This window comes from Streptomyces sp. NPDC020996 (assembly GCF_040641355.1).
In the GTDB taxonomy this organism is placed as follows: domain Bacteria; phylum Actinomycetota; class Actinomycetes; order Streptomycetales; family Streptomycetaceae; genus Streptomyces.
In genome coordinates, this window is sequence record NZ_JBFADM010000014.1 from 67,553 (window position 1) to 88,670 (window position 21,118).

Consider the following 21,118-nt stretch of genomic DNA (forward strand, 5'->3'; position numbering starts at 1 on the left):
ACGTGGTCGTCGAGCATGCCCAGCTGACCGTCGAGGCCGGCCGGGAAGAGGAGTTCCAGGAGGTCTTCGGCACGGCACGGGAGGTGCTCGCCGAGGCCGACGGGTTCCGCTGGGCCGAGCTGCTGCGGTGCGAGGAACGGCCGCGGACCTTCCTGCTCCTGGTCGGCTGGGAGTCGGTCGAGGCGCACACCGCCGGCTTCCGGGAATCGGAGCGCTTCGCGCGCTGGCGGGCCCTGGTCGGCCCGTTCTTCGCCGAGCCGCCGGCCGTGGAGCACTACCACGAGCTCGGCGCGCGCTTCTCCGGCTGACCCCCTCGTCCTCTACGTTCGCAAGGATCGCCCATGCCCGTACAGAAGGTGCTCGTCGTCGGCGGCGGCATCACCGGAAGCGTGCTGTCGCTGGCGCTCGCCCAGCGCGGCGCCGACGTCGAGCTCGTCGAGATCTCCCCCCAGTGGTTCGGTGTGGGGCACGGCATCACCGTCCAGGGCAACGCGCTGAAGGCGCTGCGCTCGGTGGGCGTGCTGGACCGGGTGCTGGAGCGGGCCGTGCCGTTCGACGTCATGCGGCTGCGGCGCGCGGACGGCGGCCTGATCAGCGAGCTGCCGACCCCGCACACCGGCGGTTCGGACCTGCCGTCCACGGCGGGCGCGCTGCGCTCGGACCTGCAGGACGCGCTGTGCGACGCGGTGTACGCGCAGGGCGTGCGGGTCCGTCTCGGGCTGAGCGTCGACCGGCTGGAGCAGTCGCCCGGACACGTGGAGGTGTCCTTCACCGACGGCTCCACCGGCCGCTACGACCTCGTGGTCGGCGCCGACGGCATCAACTCGTCGATGCGCGCGCTGATCGGCCTCTCCCAGCGGCCGCGCCCGGTCGGCATGTCGATCTTCCGGGTGGTGGCCGAGCGGCCCGCCGGGATGGACTGCGCCGAGGTGTACTACGGCGGCCCCCGCTTCAAGGCCGGCTACAGCCCGATCTCCGCCGACCGCTGCTACGCCTACCTCCTCGACGAGAACCTCGACGCCTCGCTGATCGGTCCGCGCGCCCCGCTGCCGCTGCTGCGCGAGCGCGGCGCCGGGTACGGGGGCATGTGGGGCGAGATCATCGCCTCGCTGCCCGCCGGCACGGCGGTCGACTACCGCTGGATCGAGGCGGTCCTGGTCGACGAGCCGTGGCACCGCGGCCGTGCGATGGTCGTCGGGGACGCCGCCCACGCCTGCCCGCCGCTGATCGCGCAGGGAGCCGCCATGTGCATGGAGGACGCGGTGCTGCTGGCCACCCTGGTCACCGGGGAGCTCCCGGTGGAGCAGGCCCTGGACGAGTTCATGGCGCGGCGGCTGCCGCGGGTGCGGATGGTGCTGGAGAACTCGCTGCGGCTGGCCGAGTGGGAGATCGACCCGGCCACGCCGGGCGCCGACCCGGCGCGGATCATGTCGGAGACGCTGCAGTCGCTGACGGCGGCCGCATGAGCACGCCGGTCGTCGACTTCCACGGCCACCTGGCCGTGCCGGCCGCCGACGCCCTGGTCGCGGGCACGCCGGGACTCGCCGCCGAACTGGCGGCCGAGCAGCGCGCCCACTCCCCCGAGTCGCTGTCCGTCAACCGCGCCCAGCTCCGGCGCCTGGCCGGGAAGCTGACCAGCGTCCCGGAGCGGCTCGCGGACCTGGACGCGATGGGCGTCGACGTCCAGGTGGTCGGCCCGATGCCGATGCACCACTACTGGGCGGACGCGGACCTGGCCGGCCGGCTCGCCCGCACGGTCGACGAGGCGGTGGCCGCGCACTGCGCCGAGGCGCCGGAGCGGCTGTACGGGCTCGGCACCGTGCCGCTCCAGCACCCCGCTCTCGCGGTGCGGCTGCTGGAGTGGGCGGTCACCGGGCTCGGCCTGTACGGGATCAGCGTGTCCACGACCGTCGGCGGCCGGGAGCTGGCCGACCCGGCGCACGACCGGGTGTGGGAGAAGGCCGAGGAGCTGGGCGCGGTGGTGTTCGTGCACCCGTGGGGCTGCTCGCTGGGCGAGCGGCTGGCGACCCGCTACCTCGGCAACACGGTCGGGCAGCCGATGGAGACGACGGTGGCGCTCTCGCACCTGATCTTCACCGGCGTCCTCGACCGGTTCCCGGGCCTGAAGCTGGTGGCCGCGCACGGCGGCGGCTACCTGCCGACGTACGTGGGCCGCTCCGACCACGCCTGGCGGGTGCGCGAGGACGCCCGCGGCTGCGCCGAGCCGCCGAGCGCCTATCTGCGCCGCATGTGGTTCGACGCGCTGGTGTACACCCCGCGCGCCCTGCGCCACCTGGTCGAGGAGGTGGGCGCCGACCGGGTCGTGCTCGGCACGGACCACCCCTTCGACATGGGCGTGAGCGACCCGCTGGCCCGCCTGGACGCCGCCGGCCTGGCCCCGGCCGAGCGTGCCGCGATCGCCGGGGGCAACGCCCTCGACCTGCTGCTGAAAGGACGTACCCGATGATCCTGGGTCCCATCGAGGAAGAGCTCGCCAAGGCCCGTGCCGCCTACCGCAACTGGGGCCGCTGGGGCGAGGACGACGTACTGGGCACGCTGAACTTCCTCGACGACGCGATACGGGCCCACGCGGCCGGGCTGGTGCGGCGCGGGCGGCCCTTCTCGCTGGCGCTGGAGTTCAACGAGGACGGACCGCAGCGCGGGTTCCGCGGCCGTATCAACCCGGTGCACTACATGAAGGACACCGGCTCCGACGCGGCGGCCGGCACCCAGGGCTTCCCGCACGGCTTCGGCGGCGCGGACGACCACGTGGTGATGCCTCTCCAGGCGTCCACCCAGTGGGACGGCCTCGGCCACATCTTCGACGACAGGCAGGCGTGGAACGGCCGCCCGTGCACCATCGTGAACGGCGACGGCGACTCGGTCACCGGCATCGAGCACATGCGCGACGCCTTCACCGGACGCGGGGTGCTGCTCGACGTGGGCCGCGCCGTCGGCGACGAGCACGGTGAGCTGCCGGACGGCTTCCCGATCCGGGAGGAGCACCTGCGCGCCACCATAGAGGCGCAGGGCGCCACGTCCACGGTGCGCCGCGGCGACCTGGTGCTGGTGCGCACCGGGCAGCTCGGCCGGGTGCGGCGGCTGGGCGACTGGGGCGCCTACGCGGCGGGCGACGCGCCGGGGCTGTCGTTCACCACGCTCGGCTGGCTGCACCGTACGGAGATCGCGGCCATCGCCTCCGACACCTGGGGCCTGGAAGTGCGCCCGTACGAGTTCGCCGAGCCGGCGATGTCCCCCCTGCACCAGATAGCGATCCCCAACATGGGGCTGCCGCTGGGCGAGATGTGGGACCTGGAGGCCCTGGCCGAGGACTGCGCGGCCGACGGCGTCCACGAGTTCCTGCTGGTCGCCGCGCCCCTTCCGGTCACCGGAGCGGTGGGCGCCCCCGTCAATCCGATCGCGGTGAAGTGAGCGAGACCTTCATGAACGACAACCGTTTCTCCGGCACCCTGCACCTGCCCGGCGACGAGGACTTCGAGGAAGCCTGCCTGGGCCGGGTCTTCAACGCCCGCCGCCCCGCGGACCGCAGGCCGGCCGCCGTGCTGGAGGCCGTCACCGAGCAGGACGTCGTCGAGGGCGTGCGGCTCGCCCTGGAGCGGGGCTGGCAGGTCGCCGTCCGCTCCGGCGGGCACAGCTGGGCCGCCTGGTCGGTGCGCGGGGACGCCCTGCTGATCGACCTGGGCGGCTTCCGCGAGATGGCGTACGACCCGCGGACGCAGATCGTGTCGGCGACGCCGAGCGTCAAGGGGGGCGACGAACTCAACCCCTACCTCGGCGAGTTCGGCCGGTTCTTCAACGGCGGCCACTGCCCCTCCGTCGGCATCGGCGGCTTCCTGCTGCAGGGCGGGCAGGGCTGGAACGCGCGCGGCTGGGGCTGGGCGGCGGAGAACGTCGCGGCGATCGACGTCGTCACCGCCGAGGGCGAGCTGGTGCGCGCGGACGAGACGCACCACAGCGACCTGTACTGGGCGGCGCGCGGCGCGGGCCCCGGCTTCTTCGGCGTCGTCACCCGCTTCCACCTGCGCACCCGGCCGCTGCCCCGGCATCTGGCGCACACGGTGCACGCGTACCCGCTCGACCTGTTCGACGAGGTCATGACCTGGCTGCACGACACCCACCACACGGTCTCCGAGCTGGTGGAGATCGTCGCGGTCACCCAGACCCCGCCCGACCGGGACGAGCCCGTCCTGCTGGTCACCGGCGTGTCGATGACCGACACCCCGGAGCAGGCCGCCGAGGCACTGGCCCCGCTGCACGCCAACCCGTACGCCGACCGGGCCCTGTTCCGGGTGGAGGCGAAGCCGACCACGATCGCCGAACAGCTGGAGGGCCAGCGCACCGCCAACCCCGAGGGCCACCGCTACTTCGTGGACAACGCGTGGCTGTCGGGGCCGGCCGGGAAGGTGGTGCCGGCGATCCGGAAGGCGTTCACCGAGCACCCGACCCGGCAGACCTTCACCATCTGGTTCTCCATGGCGCCGCTGCGCGAACTGCCCGACATGGCCTTCTCGCTGCAGTCGGAGATCTACTGCGCCACCTACGTGGTGCACGACGACGACACGCGGGACGCCGAGCTGCGGGCCTGGCTGGACGAGGCGACGGCGGCGATGCGTCCGGTGACCGTCGGCCAGTACCTGGGCGACTCCGACTTCACGGTGCGGCAGCTGAAGTTCATGGGCGACGAGCAGTGGCGGCGGCTCCAGGAGATCCGGGCGGTGCGCGACCCCGAGGGCCTGTTCGCCGGCTACCTGAGCGCCGGCGCCGTCACCAACACCAACCACTGGGAGCGGTAGGGCATGCGATTCGCGACGTACGAGTACGGGGGCGAGGAACGCGCCGGGGTGGTCCGGGACGGCATCGTCCATCCGCTGCCCGAGGGCGTCACCGTGCTGGCGCTGATCGAGCAGGACGTGCTGCACGCGGCCGGCGCCGAGGCGCTGCGGCGGCCGAGCGGCCTCACGGTCGACGAGGTGCGGCTGCTGCCGCCGCTGAAGCCGCCGTCCATCCGGGACTTCGTCGGCTTCGAGGCGCACATCGAGGGCGTGTCGAAGTCGCTGGACGGGCTGGAGCACGTGCCCGAGGAGTGGTACCGGGCGCCCAACTTCTACTTCACCAACCCGCACGCAGGCTACGGCGCCCACGACGACGTCCCCGTGCCGGCCGGCTGCTCGGTCCTCGACTTCGAGCTGGAGGTCGGCGCGGTGATCGGACGCGCCGGCCGGGACCTCACGCCCGGGCGGGCGCGCGAGCACATCGCCGGCTACCTCGTCTTCAACGACTGGTCGGCGCGCGATCTGCAGAAGCCGGAGAAGAACCTCGGCCTGGGCTTCGCCAAGGGCAAGGACTTCGCCAACACGCTCGGCCCCTGGCTGGTCACCGCGGACGAGGTGGCGGACCGGCGGGACGCGGACGGCTTCCTGGACCTGGAGATGACGGTCACCCTCAACGGCGAGCTGATCGGCCGGGACACCCTCGCCAACGTCTCCTGGACGTTCGAGGAGATGATCGCCTACGCCTCCCGGGACGCCTGGGTGCGCCCTGGGGACGTCCTCGGCTCCGGCACCTGCGGCTGGGGGGCGCTGGCGGAGTTCTGGGGCCGCCTCGGCGAGCGGACCCCGCCGCCGCTGGCGCCCGGCGACGAGGTGACGCTGACCGTGGAGCGGCTCGGCACGCTGTCGAACCGGGTCGTGCCGGGGCGGGCGGACGTCTACCTGCCCCGGGCACGCAAGCGGGGGCGGACCCAGCGGCCGTAGCGTCCACCCCTCTGACCTGCACGTATCCAGGGACCCGATGACTGCCATCGGGTCCCTGTGAATTGTTCACCCTGCTCTTCCTCGACGGGAACACGGCGGTTACGCTCCGGTTCCACCGAGCTTCAACGACGCGGCCGGAAGGAAACACGGATGGGTCTCGGAGCGATCGACCTGAATCTTCTGGTGGCGCTGGAAGCCCTGCTGGAGGAGAAGAACGTCACCCACGCGGGCGTGCGGCTGTCCACCAGCCAGTCCGCGATGAGCGGCTCGCTGGCCCGGCTGCGCCGGCACTTCAACGACGAGCTGCTGGTGCGGGTGGGCCGGGAGTACGAGCTGACGCCGCTCGCGGAGCGGCTGCTGCCGGTCGTGCAGGCCTCGCTGCACAAGGCGGAGGAGGCGCTGTCGCTGACCCGGCACTTCGACCCGACGCGCAGCCGCCAGCGCTTCTCCGTGGTGATGTCCGACTACGTGATGACGGTGTTCGTGGAGCCGCTGCTGCGGGTCATCGCCGAGGAGGCGCCCGGGGTGCGCATCGACTTCCACTCCATCGTGGACGGGCAGCTGGAGAACGAGACCCATCTGCGCTGCCACGACCTGATGGTCGTGCCGCTGGGCTACCAGCTGCCGGGCGTCAGCGAGGCCGTGATGCACGACCGGTTCGTGTGCCTGGTCGACCCGGACAACCCGCGGCTGGTCGACGGGCGGCTCGGCCTGCGCGACCTGGCGGAGATGCCGCACGCCGCCTGCGCCATCGGCAAGAGCCACACGCCCGCCGAGCGCCAGCTGGAGACCCTCGGCATCACGCCGAAGGTGCAGGTCAGCACGCCCGGCTTCAGCGTGCTGCCGTTCCTGGTCAGCGGCACCGACCTGGTCGCCCTGGTGCCCGAGCGGCTGGCCCGCCGTTACGAGGGCTTCGCGCGGTGCGCCGTCGTGCCGACGCCGTTCCCGGACGTGCCGCTGGTGGAGGCCATGTACTGGCACCACAACCGGCACTCCGATCCGGCCCACCGGTGGCTGCGCGAGACGGTGCGCAAGGTCGGGGCCGCACTGGGCGAGCCGCCGCGGCCCGAGATCGTCCCCGTGGACGAGCCCGAGATCGTCCCCGTGGATGACAGGCATGGCAAACACGCGTTTCCGGAGCTGAGCGCCGCTTCCTAGCGTGGAGGCGAGGAGCCCTACGGGAGGGCTTCCGCACCCGTGGGAGGAAGCCGTGAGCCGCATGCGTCTGTCGGGCCGGACCGTCGTCGTCACCGGGGCCGCGCAGGGACAGGGAGCCGCCGAGGTCACGGCGGCCGCCCGGGAGGGCGCGACGGTGGTCGCGACCGACGTCCTGGACGAGGCCGGGGAGAAGCTGGCGGCCTCGTTGCGCGCCGACGGCCTGGACGTGGCCTTCCGTCACTTGGACGTGTCGTCGCCCGAGGACTGGGCCGCGCTCGCGGGCGGCCTGGAGGCGGTGCACGGCCTCGTCAACAACGCCGGCATCCCGATGCGGGCCCGCCTCGGCGAGGTCGGCCTGGCCGACTGGAACCGGGCGTTCGCCGTGAACACGACCGGCGTCCTGCTCGGCATCCAGGCCCTGACGCCGTTGATGCCGCCCGGCTCCTCCATCGTCAACGTCGGCTCGGTGGCCGCCCTCACCGCCCACCACGCGGTCGCCTACACGGCCAGCAAGTGGGCGCTGCGGGGACTGTCGAAGGTGGCGGCGCTGGAACTGGCCGGACGCGGCATCCGCACCAACCTCGTCCACCCCGGCTACATCGAGACGCCCCTGATGTCGGGCGCGAACCCGGTGTTCGTCGAGGCGCACCTGTCGATGACCCCGCAGGGACGGCCCGGCACGGTCGACGAGGTGGCCCCGCTGGTGGTCTACCTGCTCTCCGACGAGGCGTCGTACGTCAACGGGGCGGAGATCACGGTCGACGGCGGGTACACGGCACACGGCGGCGTGCAGGCGATCACCAACGCGCTGGACGCCTCCTGACTCCGGCCGCCCAACCGCAGCCCCGCCGGCCGGACACCGCAGACGGTGCCGGACGGCGGGGCTCACGCCGTTCGGACCGCGGCCGCACGCCGTCTCGGCCGAGGCTGTCCGCCCTGATCCCGGCGGGTGCCGCACACGGGCGCACGCGAAAGAGGCCGGGGCTGGGCCCCGGCCTCTGAGCTGTACGGATCGTCACGCGGTCGCGGTCTGCACCGTGGGTTCGCCCGACTCCACCGTGGCGCGCGTGGTGTTCTTGCGCACCAGCACCAGGGTGACCAGCGCGCCCAGCAGGGAGGCGCAGCCGCAGATGGTCACGCCGAGCGCCATGCCGTGGGCGAGGGCGGACCGCGCGGCCTCCCGGGCGGCGTCGCTGCCCGCGTTGACGACCGCGAGGGGCCCCGCGGCCGCCTCCATGCCCGCGTCCGGGCCGCTGAGCTTGCCCACCAGGGCGGAGGACGCGGCGCTCATCGCGACGGCGCTGATGACGGCCGGGCCGAGCGCCTGGCCGAACTCGCGCACCAGGCTGGTGGCGCCGCTGGCCATGCCGGTCATGTTGAGCGGTACGGCGTTGACGGCGGCCGAGGTGAGGGAGGAGACGACGCAGATGAAGCCGACCCCGAGCAGCAGCACCGGGCCGATGAAGGCGGCGAGGGAGGTGGTGGTGATGGGCAGCGCGGCGATCCAGAACTGGCCGGCGGCCATCGGCAGCAGGCCGCCCATCAGCAGCCAGCGCGGCTCGACGCGGGTGAGCATGCGGCTCAGCACGGGCGCCAGCAGCAGCGGGATCAGCTGGAGGATGACGAACGGCATGCCGGCCCGCAGCGCGCTCAGGTGCATCACCGCGCCGAGCCGGATGGAGACGCAGTACGCGGTGCCGATGAACCCGAACATGCCGGCCAGCGCGACGACGGCCGCGGCGGCGAACGACGGGATCTTCAGCAGGTCCAGGTTGAACATGGGCGACGCCGAGCGCTTCTCCGCGACGACGAAGCCGGCCAGGGCCACGGCGGCCAGGACGAGGGAGCCGACGATCGCCGGGCTGCTCCAGCCGCGGTCGCCGCCCTCGATGACGCCCCACAGCAGCGCGGTGAGGCCGACGGCGACGGTGATCTGGCCCGGCCAGTCCAGCGAGCGGCCCTCGGGCGCCTTGGAGTCGGTGACCATGATCCAGCTGGTGACGCCCACGACGAGGCCCAGGACGACCGGCGGCACGAACGCCCAGCGGAAGTCGGCGACCGTGGCGAGCACGCCGGAGGACAGCGGTCCGACGGCCGAGGCCAGGGAGATGCTGAGCGCCCAGGTCGAGACCGCCTTCGCGCGGTCCTTCTCGCCGGGGGTGGCGGCCGCGATCACCGCGAGGGAGCTGGGAAAGAGCGCGGCGGCGCCGACACCCGCGAGACCCTGTCCGATCCAGAGCATGGTGATGTTCTGGGAGGTGGCGTTGAGGAGTTCACCGAGCGCGAGGATGAATCCGCCGAGCACCAGCAGGCGCTTACGGCCGAAGAGGTCGCCGACCACTCCGAAATTCAGCTCGAGAATCGCGGTGGGGAGAATGAAGGCGGAAGTCACCCAGGCGACCTGGGAACCCGACGCGCCGAATGCGGCCTGAATATTGCCGTTGATCGGTGAAGGCACCGTAATGCACAGCTGTGCCGCCGCCACGGCGAGACAGCACGCTATGAGCGTCCCTCTGTCGAGTCTTTTCAGGGAGATCGAATCCGTCATCGTGCGTGCCCTCACTCTGCGTTCTTCTCTATGATTTCGATGAGATTTCCCTCGGGGTCGGTGACCCAGGCCATGCGCACACCGGGTTCGGGGGAAGGCCCGGGTGGCACGGCCTCGCCCGCTCCATGGGCCACCAGGGCCGTGTAGAGGGGGTCGAGTTCGGGGGTGCTGACCGCGAAGTGCCCGTATCCCTCGGTCAGGGCGGCGGTCAGCGGGTCCGGCGCCCTGAGGCCGGGCGCGGAGCCGGGTCTGGCGAGGAGTTCGATGCGCCAGCCGTGCGGATGTTCGAGGACGACGCCGCGCAGGCCCGGCCCTTCCAGGTGGAAGGTGAAGACTGTTCTCAGCCCGAAGGCCGCGGTGTACCAGTCGGTCTGGGCGGTCAGGTCGCGTACGGTGACGCCCACGTGGTCGAGTCGTACGGTCACGCCGCTCAGCCCGCCATCGCGCTGTCGCCGCCGTCGACCATCAGGTTGGCTCCGTTGACGAACGCGGCCTCGTCGCTGCACAGGAAGGCGGCGGCGCGGGCAATGTCCTCGGGCTCGCCCACCCGGCCGGCCGGGATGCGCGCCTCCAGCTGGGCCCTGGGCCCGTCGGGGTCGTCCAGGAAGGGGGCGGTGGCGGAGGTGCGGGTCATGCCGGGGGCGATGGTGTTGACCCGGATGCGGTGCGGGGCGCCCGCCGCGCACAGGTGCTTGCTCATCGCCAGCACCCCGCCCTTGGCGGCGCCGTGCGGCACCATCGGCATGAACGGCGCGCCGCGCACGGCGGCCACCGAGGCGACGTTCAGGACGGCGCCACCGCCGCGGGCGACGAGGTGGGGCCAGGCAGCGCGCGTGCAGAAGTACGGGATGTCCAGTTCGTTCCTGATCGTGAAGTACCAGTCCTCGGCCGGCATCGTCTCGAACGGGCCGTTGCGGAGCGCGGAGGCGTTGTTGTAGAGGATGTCGATCCCGCCGAAGGCCGCGACGCCGGCGTCGATCCACTCGCGGGCACCCTCTTCCGTGGAGAGGTCCACGGGAGCGAGGGAACGCATGACGCCGCCGGCCTTCTCGACCATTTCCACGGTTTCCGCGGCGCTTTCCGCGTCGATGTCACAGCCGAATACGGTGGCGCCTTCCGCGGCGAACACCAGTGCCGCGGCCCTGCCGATTCCGGCCCCCGTTCCACTGATGAAAGCGATTTTTCCGGCCAGTCGACCCATGATTGCCCAAGTCCCTTGTCCCATGCCCGCCGGAGTGCGGTGGTGGCAGCGTAAGGAGGTGGTCGGTCCGGAACAAGAATTCGGTCGGCGAGGGTCCATCGGGCGTACGTATGGCAGGTATGCCGCGCGGCTCCGAACGTCCGCGCGCGGGCCGGGCCGGGCCGGCCCCGGCCACCGGCTCCCTGTGGTACGGTTCTGCTGGCACTCGTGTACGCCCCGTAGGGGGCGCCGGTGCCGGTTCTCCTTCAGTTCGCCGCTCCGCCCGCCGTGTCCCGGCGGGTGCTCCGGCTTCCCAGCACCACCTCGTGAGCCGCACGGCCGTGCCGTGTCCGAGGCGCTGTTCACCGTCGCCGAAGGCCGCAGTGTCCGCCTTCCCGTCGCGGCGTTCTCTCCTTCCCCCGCATGTCCCATGCCGTCAGTCCGTCAGTCCGTCAGTCCGCGAAAGGACCGCCACCATGACCACCACAGTCGAACACCCCCCTGTCCGGCGGGAGTCCACCCCGCAGATCGTCACCGGCGTCCTGGACGTCGACGCGGGCGGGAAGGGGCGCCTGCGCTCCGCGAGCCTGCTGCCCTCGCCGTCCGACCCTGCCGTCCCCGCCGCCCTGATCCGCCGTCACCAGCTGCGCGCGGGCGACCTGGTGGAGGGCGTGCGCGACGGCCGACGCGATCTGACCGATGTCGTACGGGTGGACGGCCGCACGCCCGAGGCGTCGCGCGGCCGCCGTCACTTCCGCGACCTCACGCCCCTGCACCCGCGGGAGCGGATCCGCCTGGAGCACCCGGCGGCCGGCCTGACCGGCCGCGTCGCCGACCTGGTCGCCCCCGTCGGCAAGGGCCAGCGCGGCCTGATCGTGGCGCCGCCCAAGACCGGCAAGACGGTGCTGCAGCAGCAGATCGCCGCCGCCGTCGCCGGCAACCACCCCGAGTGCCGCCTGATGGTGGTGCTGCTCGACGAGCGCCCCGAGGAAGTCACCGAGATGCGGCGCTCGGTGCGGGGCGAGGTGTACGCCTCGACCTTCGACCGGACCCCCAAGCAGCACATCGCGCTCGCCGACCTCGTCGTAGAGCGGGCCAAGCGGCTGGTCGAGGCGGGCGAGGACGTCGTCGTCCTGCTCGACTCGCTGACCCGGCTGTGCCGGGCCCACAACAACGCGGCCGCCGCCGGAGGCCGCATCCTCAGCGGCGGCGTCGACGCTACGGCGCTGACCGGGCCGAAGCGGTTCTTCGGCGCCGCCCGGCCGGCCGAGGAGGGCGGCTCCCTCACGATCCTCGCCACCGCGCTCGTGGAGACCGGCTCCCGCGCCGACGAGTACTTCTTCGAGGAACTCAAGGGCACCGGGAACATGGAGCTGCGGCTCAGCCGCGAGCTGGCCTCCCGCCGGGTCTTCCCGGCCGTAGACGTGAACGCCTCCGGCACCCGGCGCGAGGAGCTCCTGCTGTCCCCGGCCGAATCGGCCGCCGTGCCGGGCCTGCGGCGCGCACTGCAGACGCGGGACGGGCAGGGCGGCACGGAGACGCTGCTGGAGCGGATGCGCCGGACGCCGGACAACGCCACCTTCCTGCGCCACATCCAGCCGACCCTGCCCGCAGGCTGATCCCCGCGCCGGTCCGTGGCCGACGCTGCCCGGAGGCTGATCCCCCGTGCCGGTCCGCGGCCGACCCTGCCCCGCGCCGGTCCGTGGCCGCGTCCGCGCGGAGGGGGCGGCGCCCACCGGGCGCTACGGCATCCGGGTGCTCGCGGGTTCCGCTCGGCCAGGGCAGCGGGGCGCGGGGCGGCCCGGTTCCTACGTTTTGCGGTATGACTTTCGGATTTAATTTCCGGTCCGTCGTGTCCACCTGCGCGCTCTGCACGGCGGGGCTGCTGGCGCTCGCGCCCGCCGCGGTGGCCGATCCGCAGGTCACCGGCCCCGGCACGCCCGGCGGACCCCCCGTGGCGACACCCGGGCCGTCCATGCCGCACCGGCCCGGCATGCCCGGCGGACCCCCCGTGGCGACACCCGGGCCGTCCGTGCCGCACCGGCCCGGCATGCCCGGCGGACCCCCCGTGGCGACACCCGGGCCGTCCGTGCTGCACCGGCCCGGCACCCAGGTCCTCGCTCATCGGAACGCGCCCGGGCTGCCGGACGTGTCGGCGCTGTCCTGGCTGGTCGCCGACGCCGACAGCGGCGCGGTGCTGGCCGCGCACAACGCGCACCGCGCGCTGCCGCCCGCCAGCACGCTGAAGACCCTGTTCGCGCTGACCGTGCTGCCGGTCCTCCCGGGAGGCGTCCGGCACCGCGTCGTCGAGGAGGACCTAGCGGGCATCGGCGCCGGCAGCAGCATGGTCGGCGTCGAGGAGGGCCACACGTACCGGGTCTCCGACCTGTGGCGCGGGGTCTTCCTCAACTCCGGCAACGACGCCGTGCACGTCCTGGCCGCGCTGAACGGCGGCTGGCGCGCCACGGCCGAGCGGATGCAGGCCCAGGCGCGCGCCCTCGGCGCCCTCGACACGCACGTGCGCTCGCCCGACGGCTACGACACGCCCGGCCAGGTGTCGTCGGCGTACGACCTGGCGGTGTTCGGCCGGGCCGGGCTGCGCAACGCGGACTTCGCCCGGTACTGCGGCACGGCGCTGGCCCGCTTCCCCGACGGGGCCGGCGGGACGTACTGGATCCGGAACACCAACCGGCTGCTGACCGGCGCGGACGGCGTGCGGCCCTATCCGGGACTGATCGGCGTCAAGAACGGCTACACCACCCAGGCGGGCAACACCCTGGTCGCCGCGGCCCGCAGGCACGGCCGCACCGTCCTGGTCACGGTCATGAACCCGCAGGCGGGAGTGCCGTTCGCCGTCTACGAGGAGGCCCGCGAACTGCTCGACTGGGGATTCGACGCGGCCGGCCGGGTGGACCCGGTGGGCTCACTGGACCCGCGGCCCACGCGGCCGCTGCAGGGGGCCACCGTCGCGTCGCCGGCCCCCCGGCCCGCGGCTTCCCGGCCCGCGGCCCCCGCCGCACCGGTGGCCCGCGCGGTCCCGGCGGACCGCGCACCGGGCTGGCCCGAGGCGGGGCTCGTCGCAGCGGCCGCGGTCCTCGGCGCCGGCGTGATGGCGCTGGTCCTGCGCGGCATCTGCCGGCGCCCGTCCGGGAGCTGACCGGCGGGCAGCCACAGCAGCAGGCCGAGGGTGATCCAGGCGTAGGCGTTGCCGCCGAGGAACCCGTCGACGCCGGACGCGTCGTCGACCCACAGCCACACCACGCTCGTGCACAGCACGGCGTACAGGCCGCCCGCCACGCGCGGGTGCCCGGTGCGCAGCAGGACGGCGAAGGACGGCAGCAGCCACACCAGGTGGTGCACCCAGGTGACCGGACTGACCAGGCAGGCGGCCAGTGCCGTGAGGGCGAACGCGGCCGTCCGGTCGCCCGCCGCGGCCGCCCGGCGGGCGCGCCACGCCCAGACGCCCAGGACGCACACGACCGCCGCCGCCCACCAGGCCCGCCCCGGCTCGCCGAGGCGGGCCAGGACGCCCTGCAGGGACTGGTTGGAGACGTAGTCGAGGCGGCCCACCCGGCCGGTGTCCCACAGCGCCCGGGTCCAGTACAGGCGGGAGGCGCCGGGCGCGGCCCACGCGGCCAGTGCCGTCGCCCCAGCGGCGACGCCGGCCGCGACCGCGGCGGCGCGCCACCGGCGGGTGAGCAGGAGCAGGCCGATGAAGAGCGCGGGCGTGAGCTTCACCGCGGCGGCGAGACCGATGCCCACCCCGGCCCAGCGGCACCGCTCGCTGCCGAGCAGCCGTCCGTCGGCGAGCACCAGGCCCAGCAGCAGGAGGTTGACCTGGCCGAAGCTGACGGTGTCGCGCAGCGGCTCGAACAGCGCGAGCGCGCAGCCGGCCAGGGCGCAGCCGTACCAGCCCCAGCGCCGCCAGGCACCGCCGGTCAGCAGGTGCACGACCAGCGCCAGGGCGGCCAGGTCGAGCAGCAGGGCGACCAGGATCGCGGTGCGCAGCCCCACGAAGGCCATGGGCAGCATGACGACGGCGGCGAACGGCGGGTAGGTGAAGCCGTAGCCCGTCCCCGGCACCCGGTAGGCGTAGAGCCCCCGGCCGTGGTGGACCCAGGCGTCGACGGCCCCGTGGTAGACGCGCAGGTCGAACCAGTCGCGCAGCAGCGGCACGGTCGCGGTGAAGGCGGTGACGGCCGTGCAGAGGGCGAGGACCAGCAGGAGCCGGCCGCGGTCGGTGCGGGGGCGGATGATCACGCCGTGCGCCCCAGGGCGGGCGCCTGTGCCGTCTGGTGGGCCTGCCACAGCACCACCGCCGCGAGCGCGCCGCCGCAGCCGGCGAGCAGCAGCCGGCCCGCGTCCGCGGGGCCGCCGTCGGGCAGGACGGCGAGAGCGAGCACACCGGTCACGGCCGTCACCCGGTGCCGTACCGGAGTGCCGGGGGTCGCGGCGGCGATGAGGAACAGCCCCCACAGGGCGTACCACGGGCGGACGGCGGGCCCGAACGCGGCCAGGGCGGCCAGGCTCAGGCCGAGGGCGTACACCGGCCGCGGGCGCAGCCGCCGCCACAGGGCCGCGGTCAGGAGCGCGGTGACGGCCAGGCCGAGCAGGTGCCAGGCCGGGACGGCCAGGTGCGCCAGATCGCTGCCGAGCCGGGCCAGCACAGCACGGGTGGCGCGGCCGAGCAGGCTGGTGAGAGCCCAGTTCCGCGGTGATACGGGGGTGTCGAGGGCGCGCGTCCAGCCGTATCCGGTGCCTGCGACGGCCGTCGCGACGACTGTCGTGGCGGCGGCCGCGGCGGCCGCGGTCAGCACGGCCCGCGGCGGACGCGCTCCGGCGCGCGCGTGCAGCACGGCCACCGCGGCGAGCCCGAGCACGGCCGGCACCTTGACCAGGGCGGCGAGGGTGACCAGCACGGCGCCCAGGACCGGCCGGCCGCCGAGCGCGGCCACCAGGCCCACGCCGAGCAGGCCGAGCATGAGGGCGTCGTTGTGGGCGCCCGCGACCAGGTGCAGCAGCACCAGCGGATTGAGGGCGCCGAGCCAGAGGGCGGCGGCCGGGTCGGCGCCGCTGTGCCGGGCGAGGCGGGGCAGCGCGGCCGCCATCAGCCCCACCCCGGCCAGCGCGACGAGCCGCATCCCGGCCAGGCCCGCGGGGAGTTCCCCCCGGGTCGCCGCGGACAGGGCGGAGGCGACGGCGAGGAACACCGGGCCGTAAGGGGCGCCGGTGTGCCGCCACGGCGGGGCGACCTCCTCGGCGAGCGGGCCGCCGAGCCGGTCGGGGCCGTACGCGTAGACGTCGATGTGGGCGTCGGCCATGGCGCCCTGGGCGAGGTAGCTGTAGACGTCCCGGCTGAACAGCGGCGGGGCGAGCAGCAGAGGCGCGGCCCACACGGCGAGGACGAGCACCAGGGCCCGCGGGGTGGGCGGCTCGGCGCCGCGCACCAACCGGCCCAGCAGGACCCAGGCCGCGATCAGCAGCACCACGCCGAAGTACGCGCCGACCAGGCCGAGGGCGGCGCGGGCGTCGGCGGGGGCGGGCAGCTCGCGCACGGGCAGCGCGCCGGCCGTCTCACCGCCCAGCGCGACGCAGGCGGTGCCGGTCAGCCCCAGGAGCTGACAGCGGCGGAGATCGACGGGAGAAGCCATGACCGGCACGCGGACAGCGTGGCGGCGCCACATGGCCGGAAGACGACGCCTCACCCTCCGGCCGGGGGCGCGCACGTGACCGCCGCGTGATCGGCGCGGGCACCCCGGCCGGGACTGCTCGGCCCAGATCCGCCCGTTCCGGGCAGCGTCCGGCAGTCGCGGGCGGCGGACCGTCAGCCGTGACGCGAAAGCGCCCTCCGCGTTCCGGGAGGTGCGGGGCACCGACGGCGAGGGTGCCTCCGCCCCGTACGCCAGTCGCGGGACACCGGCACGGGCCGGCACCTGGAGCCCGTTCCCACCGCCACCGGCGGCGACGGCCGGGACGTCGGGTGCCGCCCCCGGGGCAGGACAGGACGGGCCGACAGGCCGCCACCGTGACACGCAGGCCGTCAGGCCGGTCGGGGCGGGGGAACGGACCGGAACATCGCATCAACCGGCTGGCCGTCCCCGGCACCGGCGCACCCCCGAACCGAACGAGCGCCACCGGGCCGGCACCGACCCGCGCCAAGGCGACCAGGACACGCCCGGCCGGCCTCACCCAGACACACAGCCCGCGCGCCGACAGGCCGCCACCGTCAGACGCAGGCCGACAGGCTCTCCAGAACCAGGGCACGGACCGGACGGACCTCACCGACCGGCCGACCACCACCCAACACCGGCGCACCCCCGAACGGAACGAGCGCCGCCGGGTCGACGCCGGCCCGGGCCAGGGCGGCCGCGGCGACCGGGACACGTGCCCGGTCGGCGCCGTCGGCGATCTTCACCGCGACGGCGCGGCCGTCCGGGAGCGCGGCGACCTGGACGCCCTCGAAGCCGTCCTTGGCCAGCAGCCCGGGCACCGCCCGTATGAGCGCCGCGACGTCCCGTCCGGCCCCGGAAACCATCTCGGGGTGGCCGCGCATCGCGTCGGCGACCCGGGCCTCGGGGGTGCCGGGGGCGGCGCCGGCGATGCGCGCGGCGGCGCGGGCGAGACCGTGCAGGGAGACGGCGAACAGGGGCGCGCCGCAGCCGTCGACGGTCACCCGCGCGACACGCTGGCCGGTGAGGTCCTCGACGATCTCCGCGATCGCCTGCTGGAGGGGGTGCCGCGGGTCGAGGTAGTCGTCGAGGGACCAGCCGTTGAGCGTGCAGGTGAGGAGCATGGCCGCGTGCTTGCCGGAGCAGTTCTGCGCGAGGCTGGAGGGGTGGCGGCCCTGGCGCACCCAGCTGTCCCGGACGACCGGGGCGAACGGCAGGTCGGGCACGTTGCGCAGCCGGTCCTCGGTGAGCCCGGCGCGTTCCAGGATCCGCCGGGCCCCGGCGAGGTGGCGTTCCTCGCCGGAGTGGCTGGCCGCGGTGAGCGCCAGCAGTTCCCCGTCGAGCGGGAGGCCGGCCCGGACCATGGCGACCGCCTGGAGGGGCTTGAGGGCGGACCGCGGGTAGAAGGCGGCCTCGGTGTCGCCGATCCGCAGCCCGGCCTCGCCGTCGGCGCCGAGGACGACGACGGAGCCGTGGTGGACGCCCTCGACGAGCCCGCCGCGGACGAGGTGGGCGACGGGTGCGTGGCGGGGTTCGCGGATCGGGGGCGCCTCGGCGACGGGACTGTTGTGCATCACTGCCTTCTTCTTCGGGGAGCGGCGCGCGGGTCGCACGCCCTTCTTCGGGGAGCGGGGCGCGGATCGCACGCCCTTCTTCGGGGAGCGGCGCGCGGGTCGCACGCCGGCTCGGCGGCGTCCTCGTGCGGGACGGGCCTGGTTCACGCCCGGGGGCCGGCCTCCGTGCGCGGGGGCCGCACGATGTCGGTGAGGGTCGTCTCGACGCGGTCGAGGTGGTGGCTCATCGCGGCGGCCGCGTCGGTGGCCGAACCGGCGATCAGCGCCTCGACGATCGCCCGGTGCTCGCGGTTGGACTGCTCGCGGCGTCCGCCCAGTTCGTTGAGGAACGCCGACTGACGCGCCAGCGCGTCGCGGATCTCCTCGATGACCCGGCGGAAGACCGGGTTGCGGGCGGCCTGGGCGACGGCGAGATGGAACAGCGTGTCGAGCGCGACCCAGGAGGTGGTGTCGGTCTCCTCCTCCATCCGACGCAGCACATGCGTCAGGTGGTCGAGGTCCTCGGGGGTGCGGCGGGTGGCCGCGTAGCCCGCCACCGGGATCTCCACGTGCCGGCGCACTTCCATCAGGTCGCCGGCCGCGTAGTCGCCGAAGGTCGGGTCCTGGACGGCACTGGCGACGACGAAGGTGCCTTTGCCGGTCCTGGAGACCGTCAGCCCCATCGTCTGCAGGGCGCGCAGCGCCTCGCGCAGCACCGGCCGGCTGACCTCGAGGCTGCGGCACAGCTCCGCCTCCGAGGGCAGCTTGTCGCCCACGGCGTACTCGCCGCGCTCGATGGCGTCGCGCAGATGGCCGAGCACCGCTTCCATGGCGCTCACGCGCCGCGGCACCCGGAAGGCTGTCTGGCTGTCTGACAGGTTCACGGGAGTGATGGTCCGGGCGTGGCGGGCGGATGTCAAGCGGGCGGGCGGTTCGCCGGGGCGGGCGGGCGGCCGGACAGGGCCGGCCGGCCGCACGCCCCGGCGTGGGTCGGCTGAGCGTGGGTCAGCTGTCGATGGTGCCGGTGGCCAGCAGGCCGAGCAGCAGCGCGCCCACCACGAGGCGGTAGAGCACGAAGGCGTTGAAGGAGTGCTTGGCGACGAACTTCAGCAGCCAGGCGATGGAGGCGTAGGCGACGACGAAGGAGACGATCGTGCCGACGGCGAGCGGGGCGGCGCCCACCCCCGTGCCCAGGGCGTCCTTGAGTTCGTACAGTCCGGCGCCGGTCAGGGCGGGGATGCCGAGGAAGAAGGAGAGCCGGGTGGCGGCGACGCGGTCCAGGTCGAGGATCAGCGCCGTGGACATGGTGGCGCCGGAGCGGGAGAAGCCGGGGAAGAGCAGGGCGAGGATCTGCGAGCTGCCGACCAGCATCGCGTCCTTGAGCGAGGTGTCGTCCTCACCGCGCTTGTGCCGGCCCATCTGGTCGGCCGCCCACATCACACCGCTGCCGACGATCAGCGAGCCGGCGACCACCCACAGGGAGGCGAGCGGGCCCTCGATGAGCGGCTTGGCGGCCAGGCCGACGACCACGATCGGGATGGTCGCGTAGATCACCCACCAGGCGAACTTGTAGTCGTGGTGGTACCGCTCCTCCTTGTTGGCCAGTCCGCGGCCCCAGGCGGAGACGATCCGCACGATGTCCTTGAAGAAGTACACGAGCACGGCGGCGATCGCGCCGACCTGGATGACGGCCGAGAAACCGACGACGGCGTCGTCGTCGACGGGGATCCCCATGAGCCCCTCGGTGATCTTCAGATGCCCGGTGGAGGAGACGGGGAGGAACTCGGTCACTCCCTCGACGGCTCCGAGGACGACGGCCTGACCGACGCTGATGACGCTCATGGGATCCAGTTCTGAGGAGTTGGTGACAGGTGGTGCGGACAGTCTTACTACGTGCCGGTGTGGCCGGATGACTACGCCCAGAGCGCCTGGGCGGCCCAGACCCCGGCGAATGCCGCACCGAGGCCCGCGGCGACACTCCCGACGACGTTGGCGGCAGCGTAGAGCCCCGCCCCGGTCTCGGTCAGCCTCAGGGTCTCGTAGGAGAAGGTCGAGTAGGTCGTCAGGGCCCCGCACAGACCGGTGCCGATCAGCGGCTGCAGGTGGGAACCGGCTGCTCCGGAGGCGACCGCGCCGGTCAGCAGGCCCAGGACCAGGCAGCCCGTGACGTTCACCACGAAGGTGCCCCAGGGGAAGACCGAGTCGTGCCGGGACTGCACCGCCCGGTCCGTGAGGTAGCGCAGCGGCGCGCCGACCATCGCGCCCACCGCGACCAGCAGCCAGTTCACAACGACTTCTTACCCTCCGGACCGGCGGCGGACGGGCCGGGGTCACGGCCGACGTACCGGATGACCTCGCAGTCGTCGAGGATGACGAGCCCCTCGTCGACGAGTTCATCCAGCTGTGGGAGGAAGGCGCGGACGCGCTGCTCGGTGTCCACGATCACGATCGCGACCGGCAGGTCCTCGCTCAGGGACAGCAGCCGCGAGGTGTGGATCAGCGAGGAGGCGCCGAAGCCCTCGATGCCGCGGAAGACGCTGGCGCCGGCCAGGCCGGCCGCGTGGGCGCGGTGCACGATCTCCGCGTACAGGGGCTTGTGGTGCCAGGTGTCGTTCTCGCCGATGAAGACGGTCACGCGCAGGGCGCGGCCGGTCAGCCGCGTCATGGCTGCCTCCACTTCAGGGCCCGGCGGGCCGCGGTCACCGCGAGCCACACCGCCGCGAGCGCCGCGAGCACGGTCGCCGCGAGGTAGGCCAGCCCGGTGCGGGGGTGGCCGCCGTCGATGAGCTTCTGGATGTCGACGGCGTACGTCGAGAAGGTGGTGAAGCCGCCGAGGACGCCGGTGCCGAAGAAGGGGCGCACCAGGCGGTGGGCGGCCCACACGTCGGTGATGACGACCATGAACACGCCGATCACGGCGCAGCCGACGACGTTGGTCCAGAAGGTCGCCCAGGGGAAGCCGCCCGGCGGGGCGGGCCACCAGCGGGCCGCCGCGTACCGGGCCGTGGCGCCGGCGGCGCCGCCGAGCGCGACCACCGCGACGACGGGCGCCTGCTCGCGCCAGGCAGACCTTCGCGGGGGGCGGGGCAGGACGCGCAGGTCCTCGGTGTCCGGGGCTGTCATGGTCGTACGTCTCCCACTCGCCGGGGCCCCCGTCCGCGGGCGCCGCCCGCGGCACCCCGGCCGCGACGCGGGTGCGGCGGACCCCACCGCCGTGCCGCGAGGGGTGATCGCGG

The 21,118-nt window shown here is 74.0% G+C and carries 20 protein-coding genes and 1 pseudogene; 10 read left to right on the plus strand and 11 right to left on the minus strand.

Features of this window, described 5'->3' with window-relative positions; all coding sequences use genetic code 11:
* Positions 1–2 precede the first annotated feature (2 nt).
* The 8 genes from AB0G63_RS13205 (at position 3) to AB0G63_RS13240 (ending at position 7,755) form a co-directional block, all read left to right on the plus strand.
* The gene (locus AB0G63_RS13205) at positions 3–308 is read left to right on the plus strand and encodes an antibiotic biosynthesis monooxygenase (RefSeq protein ID WP_360748852.1); all 306 of its coding nucleotides are present in this window, start codon (positions 3–5) and stop codon (positions 306–308) included.
* Between the two features lie 33 nt (positions 309–341).
* Entirely contained in the window at positions 342–1,466 is a 1,125-nt protein-coding gene (locus tag AB0G63_RS13210) for an FAD-dependent monooxygenase (protein ID WP_360748855.1), read from the plus strand.
* Positions 1,463–2,467, plus strand: a complete 1,005-nt coding sequence (locus AB0G63_RS13215; protein ID WP_360748857.1) for an amidohydrolase family protein — start codon at positions 1,463–1,465, stop codon at positions 2,465–2,467. The genes AB0G63_RS13210 and AB0G63_RS13215 overlap by 4 nt, the downstream gene beginning before the upstream one ends.
* Complete coding sequence (locus AB0G63_RS13220) at positions 2,464–3,432, plus strand: cyclase family protein (protein WP_360748860.1); 969 nt, start codon at positions 2,464–2,466, stop codon at positions 3,430–3,432. Before AB0G63_RS13215 ends, AB0G63_RS13220 begins: the two co-directional genes overlap by 4 nt.
* A gap of 11 nt (positions 3,433–3,443) precedes the next feature.
* Complete coding sequence (locus tag AB0G63_RS13225; protein ID WP_360748863.1) at positions 3,444–4,814, plus strand: FAD-binding oxidoreductase; 1,371 nt, start codon at positions 3,444–3,446, stop codon at positions 4,812–4,814.
* A gap of 3 nt (positions 4,815–4,817) precedes the next feature.
* The gene (locus AB0G63_RS13230; RefSeq protein ID WP_360748866.1) at positions 4,818–5,774 is read left to right on the plus strand and encodes a fumarylacetoacetate hydrolase family protein; all 957 of its coding nucleotides are present in this window, start codon (positions 4,818–4,820) and stop codon (positions 5,772–5,774) included.
* Positions 5,775–5,924: 150 nt separating this feature from the next.
* Positions 5,925–6,932: a LysR family transcriptional regulator gene (locus tag AB0G63_RS13235; RefSeq protein WP_360748869.1), complete on the plus strand. Its 1,008-nt coding sequence runs from the start codon at positions 5,925–5,927 to the stop codon at positions 6,930–6,932.
* Between the two features lie 52 nt (positions 6,933–6,984).
* A complete protein-coding gene (locus tag AB0G63_RS13240; protein ID WP_360748872.1) occupies positions 6,985–7,755 on the plus strand; it encodes an SDR family oxidoreductase in 771 nt (256 codons plus the stop codon).
* Between the two features lie 192 nt (positions 7,756–7,947).
* Here the strand turns inward: AB0G63_RS13240 and AB0G63_RS13245 are convergent, their stop codons facing one another.
* From AB0G63_RS13245 to AB0G63_RS13255, 3 genes are read right to left on the minus strand one after another with little or no spacing between them, the layout of a single operon-like run.
* Positions 7,948–9,480 (minus strand): MFS transporter, encoded by a 1,533-nt coding sequence (locus tag AB0G63_RS13245; protein ID WP_360748874.1) that lies wholly within the window; start codon positions 9,478–9,480, stop codon positions 7,948–7,950.
* An 11-nt stretch (positions 9,481–9,491) separates the two neighbouring features.
* A complete protein-coding gene (locus AB0G63_RS13250) occupies positions 9,492–9,905 on the minus strand; it encodes a VOC family protein (protein ID WP_360748877.1) in 414 nt (137 codons plus the stop codon).
* 5 nt (positions 9,906–9,910) lie between these two features.
* Complete coding sequence (locus AB0G63_RS13255) at positions 9,911–10,705, minus strand: SDR family NAD(P)-dependent oxidoreductase (RefSeq protein ID WP_360748880.1); 795 nt, start codon at positions 10,703–10,705, stop codon at positions 9,911–9,913.
* Positions 10,706–11,136: 431 nt separating this feature from the next.
* Between AB0G63_RS13255 and rho the strand changes: the two genes are divergently transcribed.
* Both rho and AB0G63_RS13265 read left to right on the plus strand, forming a co-directional pair.
* Positions 11,137–12,279, plus strand: coding sequence for a transcription termination factor Rho (rho, locus tag AB0G63_RS13260; RefSeq protein WP_360748883.1), 1,143 nt, complete (start codon positions 11,137–11,139; stop codon positions 12,277–12,279).
* A 431-nt stretch (positions 12,280–12,710) separates the two neighbouring features.
* A pseudogene (locus tag AB0G63_RS13265) lies at positions 12,711–13,433 on the plus strand (serine hydrolase); the annotation flags it as partial.
* A gap of 83 nt (positions 13,434–13,516) precedes the next feature.
* On the opposite strand, the gene AB0G63_RS13270 reads toward AB0G63_RS13265, so the two are convergent.
* The 8 genes from AB0G63_RS13270 to crcB (AB0G63_RS13305) all read right to left on the minus strand — a co-directional run bounded on the left by AB0G63_RS13270 (position 13,517) and on the right by crcB (AB0G63_RS13305) (position 21,005).
* Entirely contained in the window at positions 13,517–14,917 is a 1,401-nt protein-coding gene (locus tag AB0G63_RS13270) for a glycosyltransferase family 87 protein (RefSeq protein WP_360749000.1), read from the minus strand.
* A complete protein-coding gene (gene mptB / locus AB0G63_RS13275) occupies positions 14,917–16,311 on the minus strand; it encodes a polyprenol phosphomannose-dependent alpha 1,6 mannosyltransferase MptB (protein ID WP_360748886.1) in 1,395 nt (464 codons plus the stop codon). Before mptB ends, AB0G63_RS13270 begins: the two co-directional genes overlap by 1 nt.
* 575 nt (positions 16,312–16,886) lie before the next feature.
* Positions 16,887–17,903, minus strand: coding sequence for an asparaginase (locus tag AB0G63_RS13280; RefSeq protein WP_360748889.1), 1,017 nt, complete (start codon positions 17,901–17,903; stop codon positions 16,887–16,889).
* Between the two features lie 143 nt (positions 17,904–18,046).
* Positions 18,047–18,766 (minus strand): FadR/GntR family transcriptional regulator, encoded by a 720-nt coding sequence (locus AB0G63_RS13285; RefSeq protein ID WP_360748892.1) that lies wholly within the window; start codon positions 18,764–18,766, stop codon positions 18,047–18,049.
* 121 nt (positions 18,767–18,887) lie between these two features.
* A complete protein-coding gene (locus tag AB0G63_RS13290) occupies positions 18,888–19,724 on the minus strand; it encodes an undecaprenyl-diphosphate phosphatase (protein WP_360748895.1) in 837 nt (278 codons plus the stop codon).
* A gap of 71 nt (positions 19,725–19,795) precedes the next feature.
* Positions 19,796–20,170 (minus strand): fluoride efflux transporter CrcB, encoded by a 375-nt coding sequence (gene crcB / locus AB0G63_RS13295; protein ID WP_360748898.1) that lies wholly within the window; start codon positions 20,168–20,170, stop codon positions 19,796–19,798.
* Positions 20,167–20,547, minus strand: coding sequence for a DUF190 domain-containing protein (locus tag AB0G63_RS13300; protein ID WP_360748901.1), 381 nt, complete (start codon positions 20,545–20,547; stop codon positions 20,167–20,169). Before AB0G63_RS13300 ends, crcB (AB0G63_RS13295) begins: the two co-directional genes overlap by 4 nt.
* A complete protein-coding gene (crcB, locus tag AB0G63_RS13305) occupies positions 20,544–21,005 on the minus strand; it encodes a fluoride efflux transporter CrcB (protein WP_360748904.1) in 462 nt (153 codons plus the stop codon). Before crcB (AB0G63_RS13305) ends, AB0G63_RS13300 begins: the two co-directional genes overlap by 4 nt.
* Positions 21,006–21,118: the final 113 nt, after the last annotated feature.

Coding starts and splice junctions, on each gene's coding strand:
- AB0G63_RS13210 (WP_360748855.1), top strand. CDS start 342: ATGCCCGTACAGAAGGTGCTCGTCGTCGGCGGCGGCATCACCGGAAGC.
- AB0G63_RS13215 (WP_360748857.1), top strand. CDS start 1,463: ATGAGCACGCCGGTCGTCGACTTCCACGGCCACCTGGCCGTGCCGGCC.
- AB0G63_RS13220 (WP_360748860.1), top strand. CDS start 2,464: ATGATCCTGGGTCCCATCGAGGAAGAGCTCGCCAAGGCCCGTGCCGCC.
- AB0G63_RS13225 (WP_360748863.1), top strand. CDS start 3,444: ATGAACGACAACCGTTTCTCCGGCACCCTGCACCTGCCCGGCGACGAG.
- AB0G63_RS13230 (WP_360748866.1), top strand. CDS start 4,818: ATGCGATTCGCGACGTACGAGTACGGGGGCGAGGAACGCGCCGGGGTG.
- AB0G63_RS13235 (WP_360748869.1), top strand. CDS start 5,925: ATGGGTCTCGGAGCGATCGACCTGAATCTTCTGGTGGCGCTGGAAGCC.
- AB0G63_RS13245 (WP_360748874.1), bottom strand. CDS start 9,480: ATGACGGATTCGATCTCCCTGAAAAGACTCGACAGAGGGACGCTCATA.
- AB0G63_RS13255 (WP_360748880.1), bottom strand. CDS start 10,705: ATGGGACAAGGGACTTGGGCAATCATGGGTCGACTGGCCGGAAAAATC.
- rho (WP_360748883.1), top strand. CDS start 11,137: ATGACCACCACAGTCGAACACCCCCCTGTCCGGCGGGAGTCCACCCCG.
- mptB (WP_360748886.1), bottom strand. CDS start 16,311: ATGGCTTCTCCCGTCGATCTCCGCCGCTGTCAGCTCCTGGGGCTGACC.
- AB0G63_RS13280 (WP_360748889.1), bottom strand. CDS start 17,903: ATGCACAACAGTCCCGTCGCCGAGGCGCCCCCGATCCGCGAACCCCGC.
- AB0G63_RS13290 (WP_360748895.1), bottom strand. CDS start 19,724: ATGAGCGTCATCAGCGTCGGTCAGGCCGTCGTCCTCGGAGCCGTCGAG.
- AB0G63_RS13300 (WP_360748901.1), bottom strand. CDS start 20,547: ATGACGCGGCTGACCGGCCGCGCCCTGCGCGTGACCGTCTTCATCGGC.
- crcB (WP_360748904.1), bottom strand. CDS start 21,005: ATGACAGCCCCGGACACCGAGGACCTGCGCGTCCTGCCCCGCCCCCCG.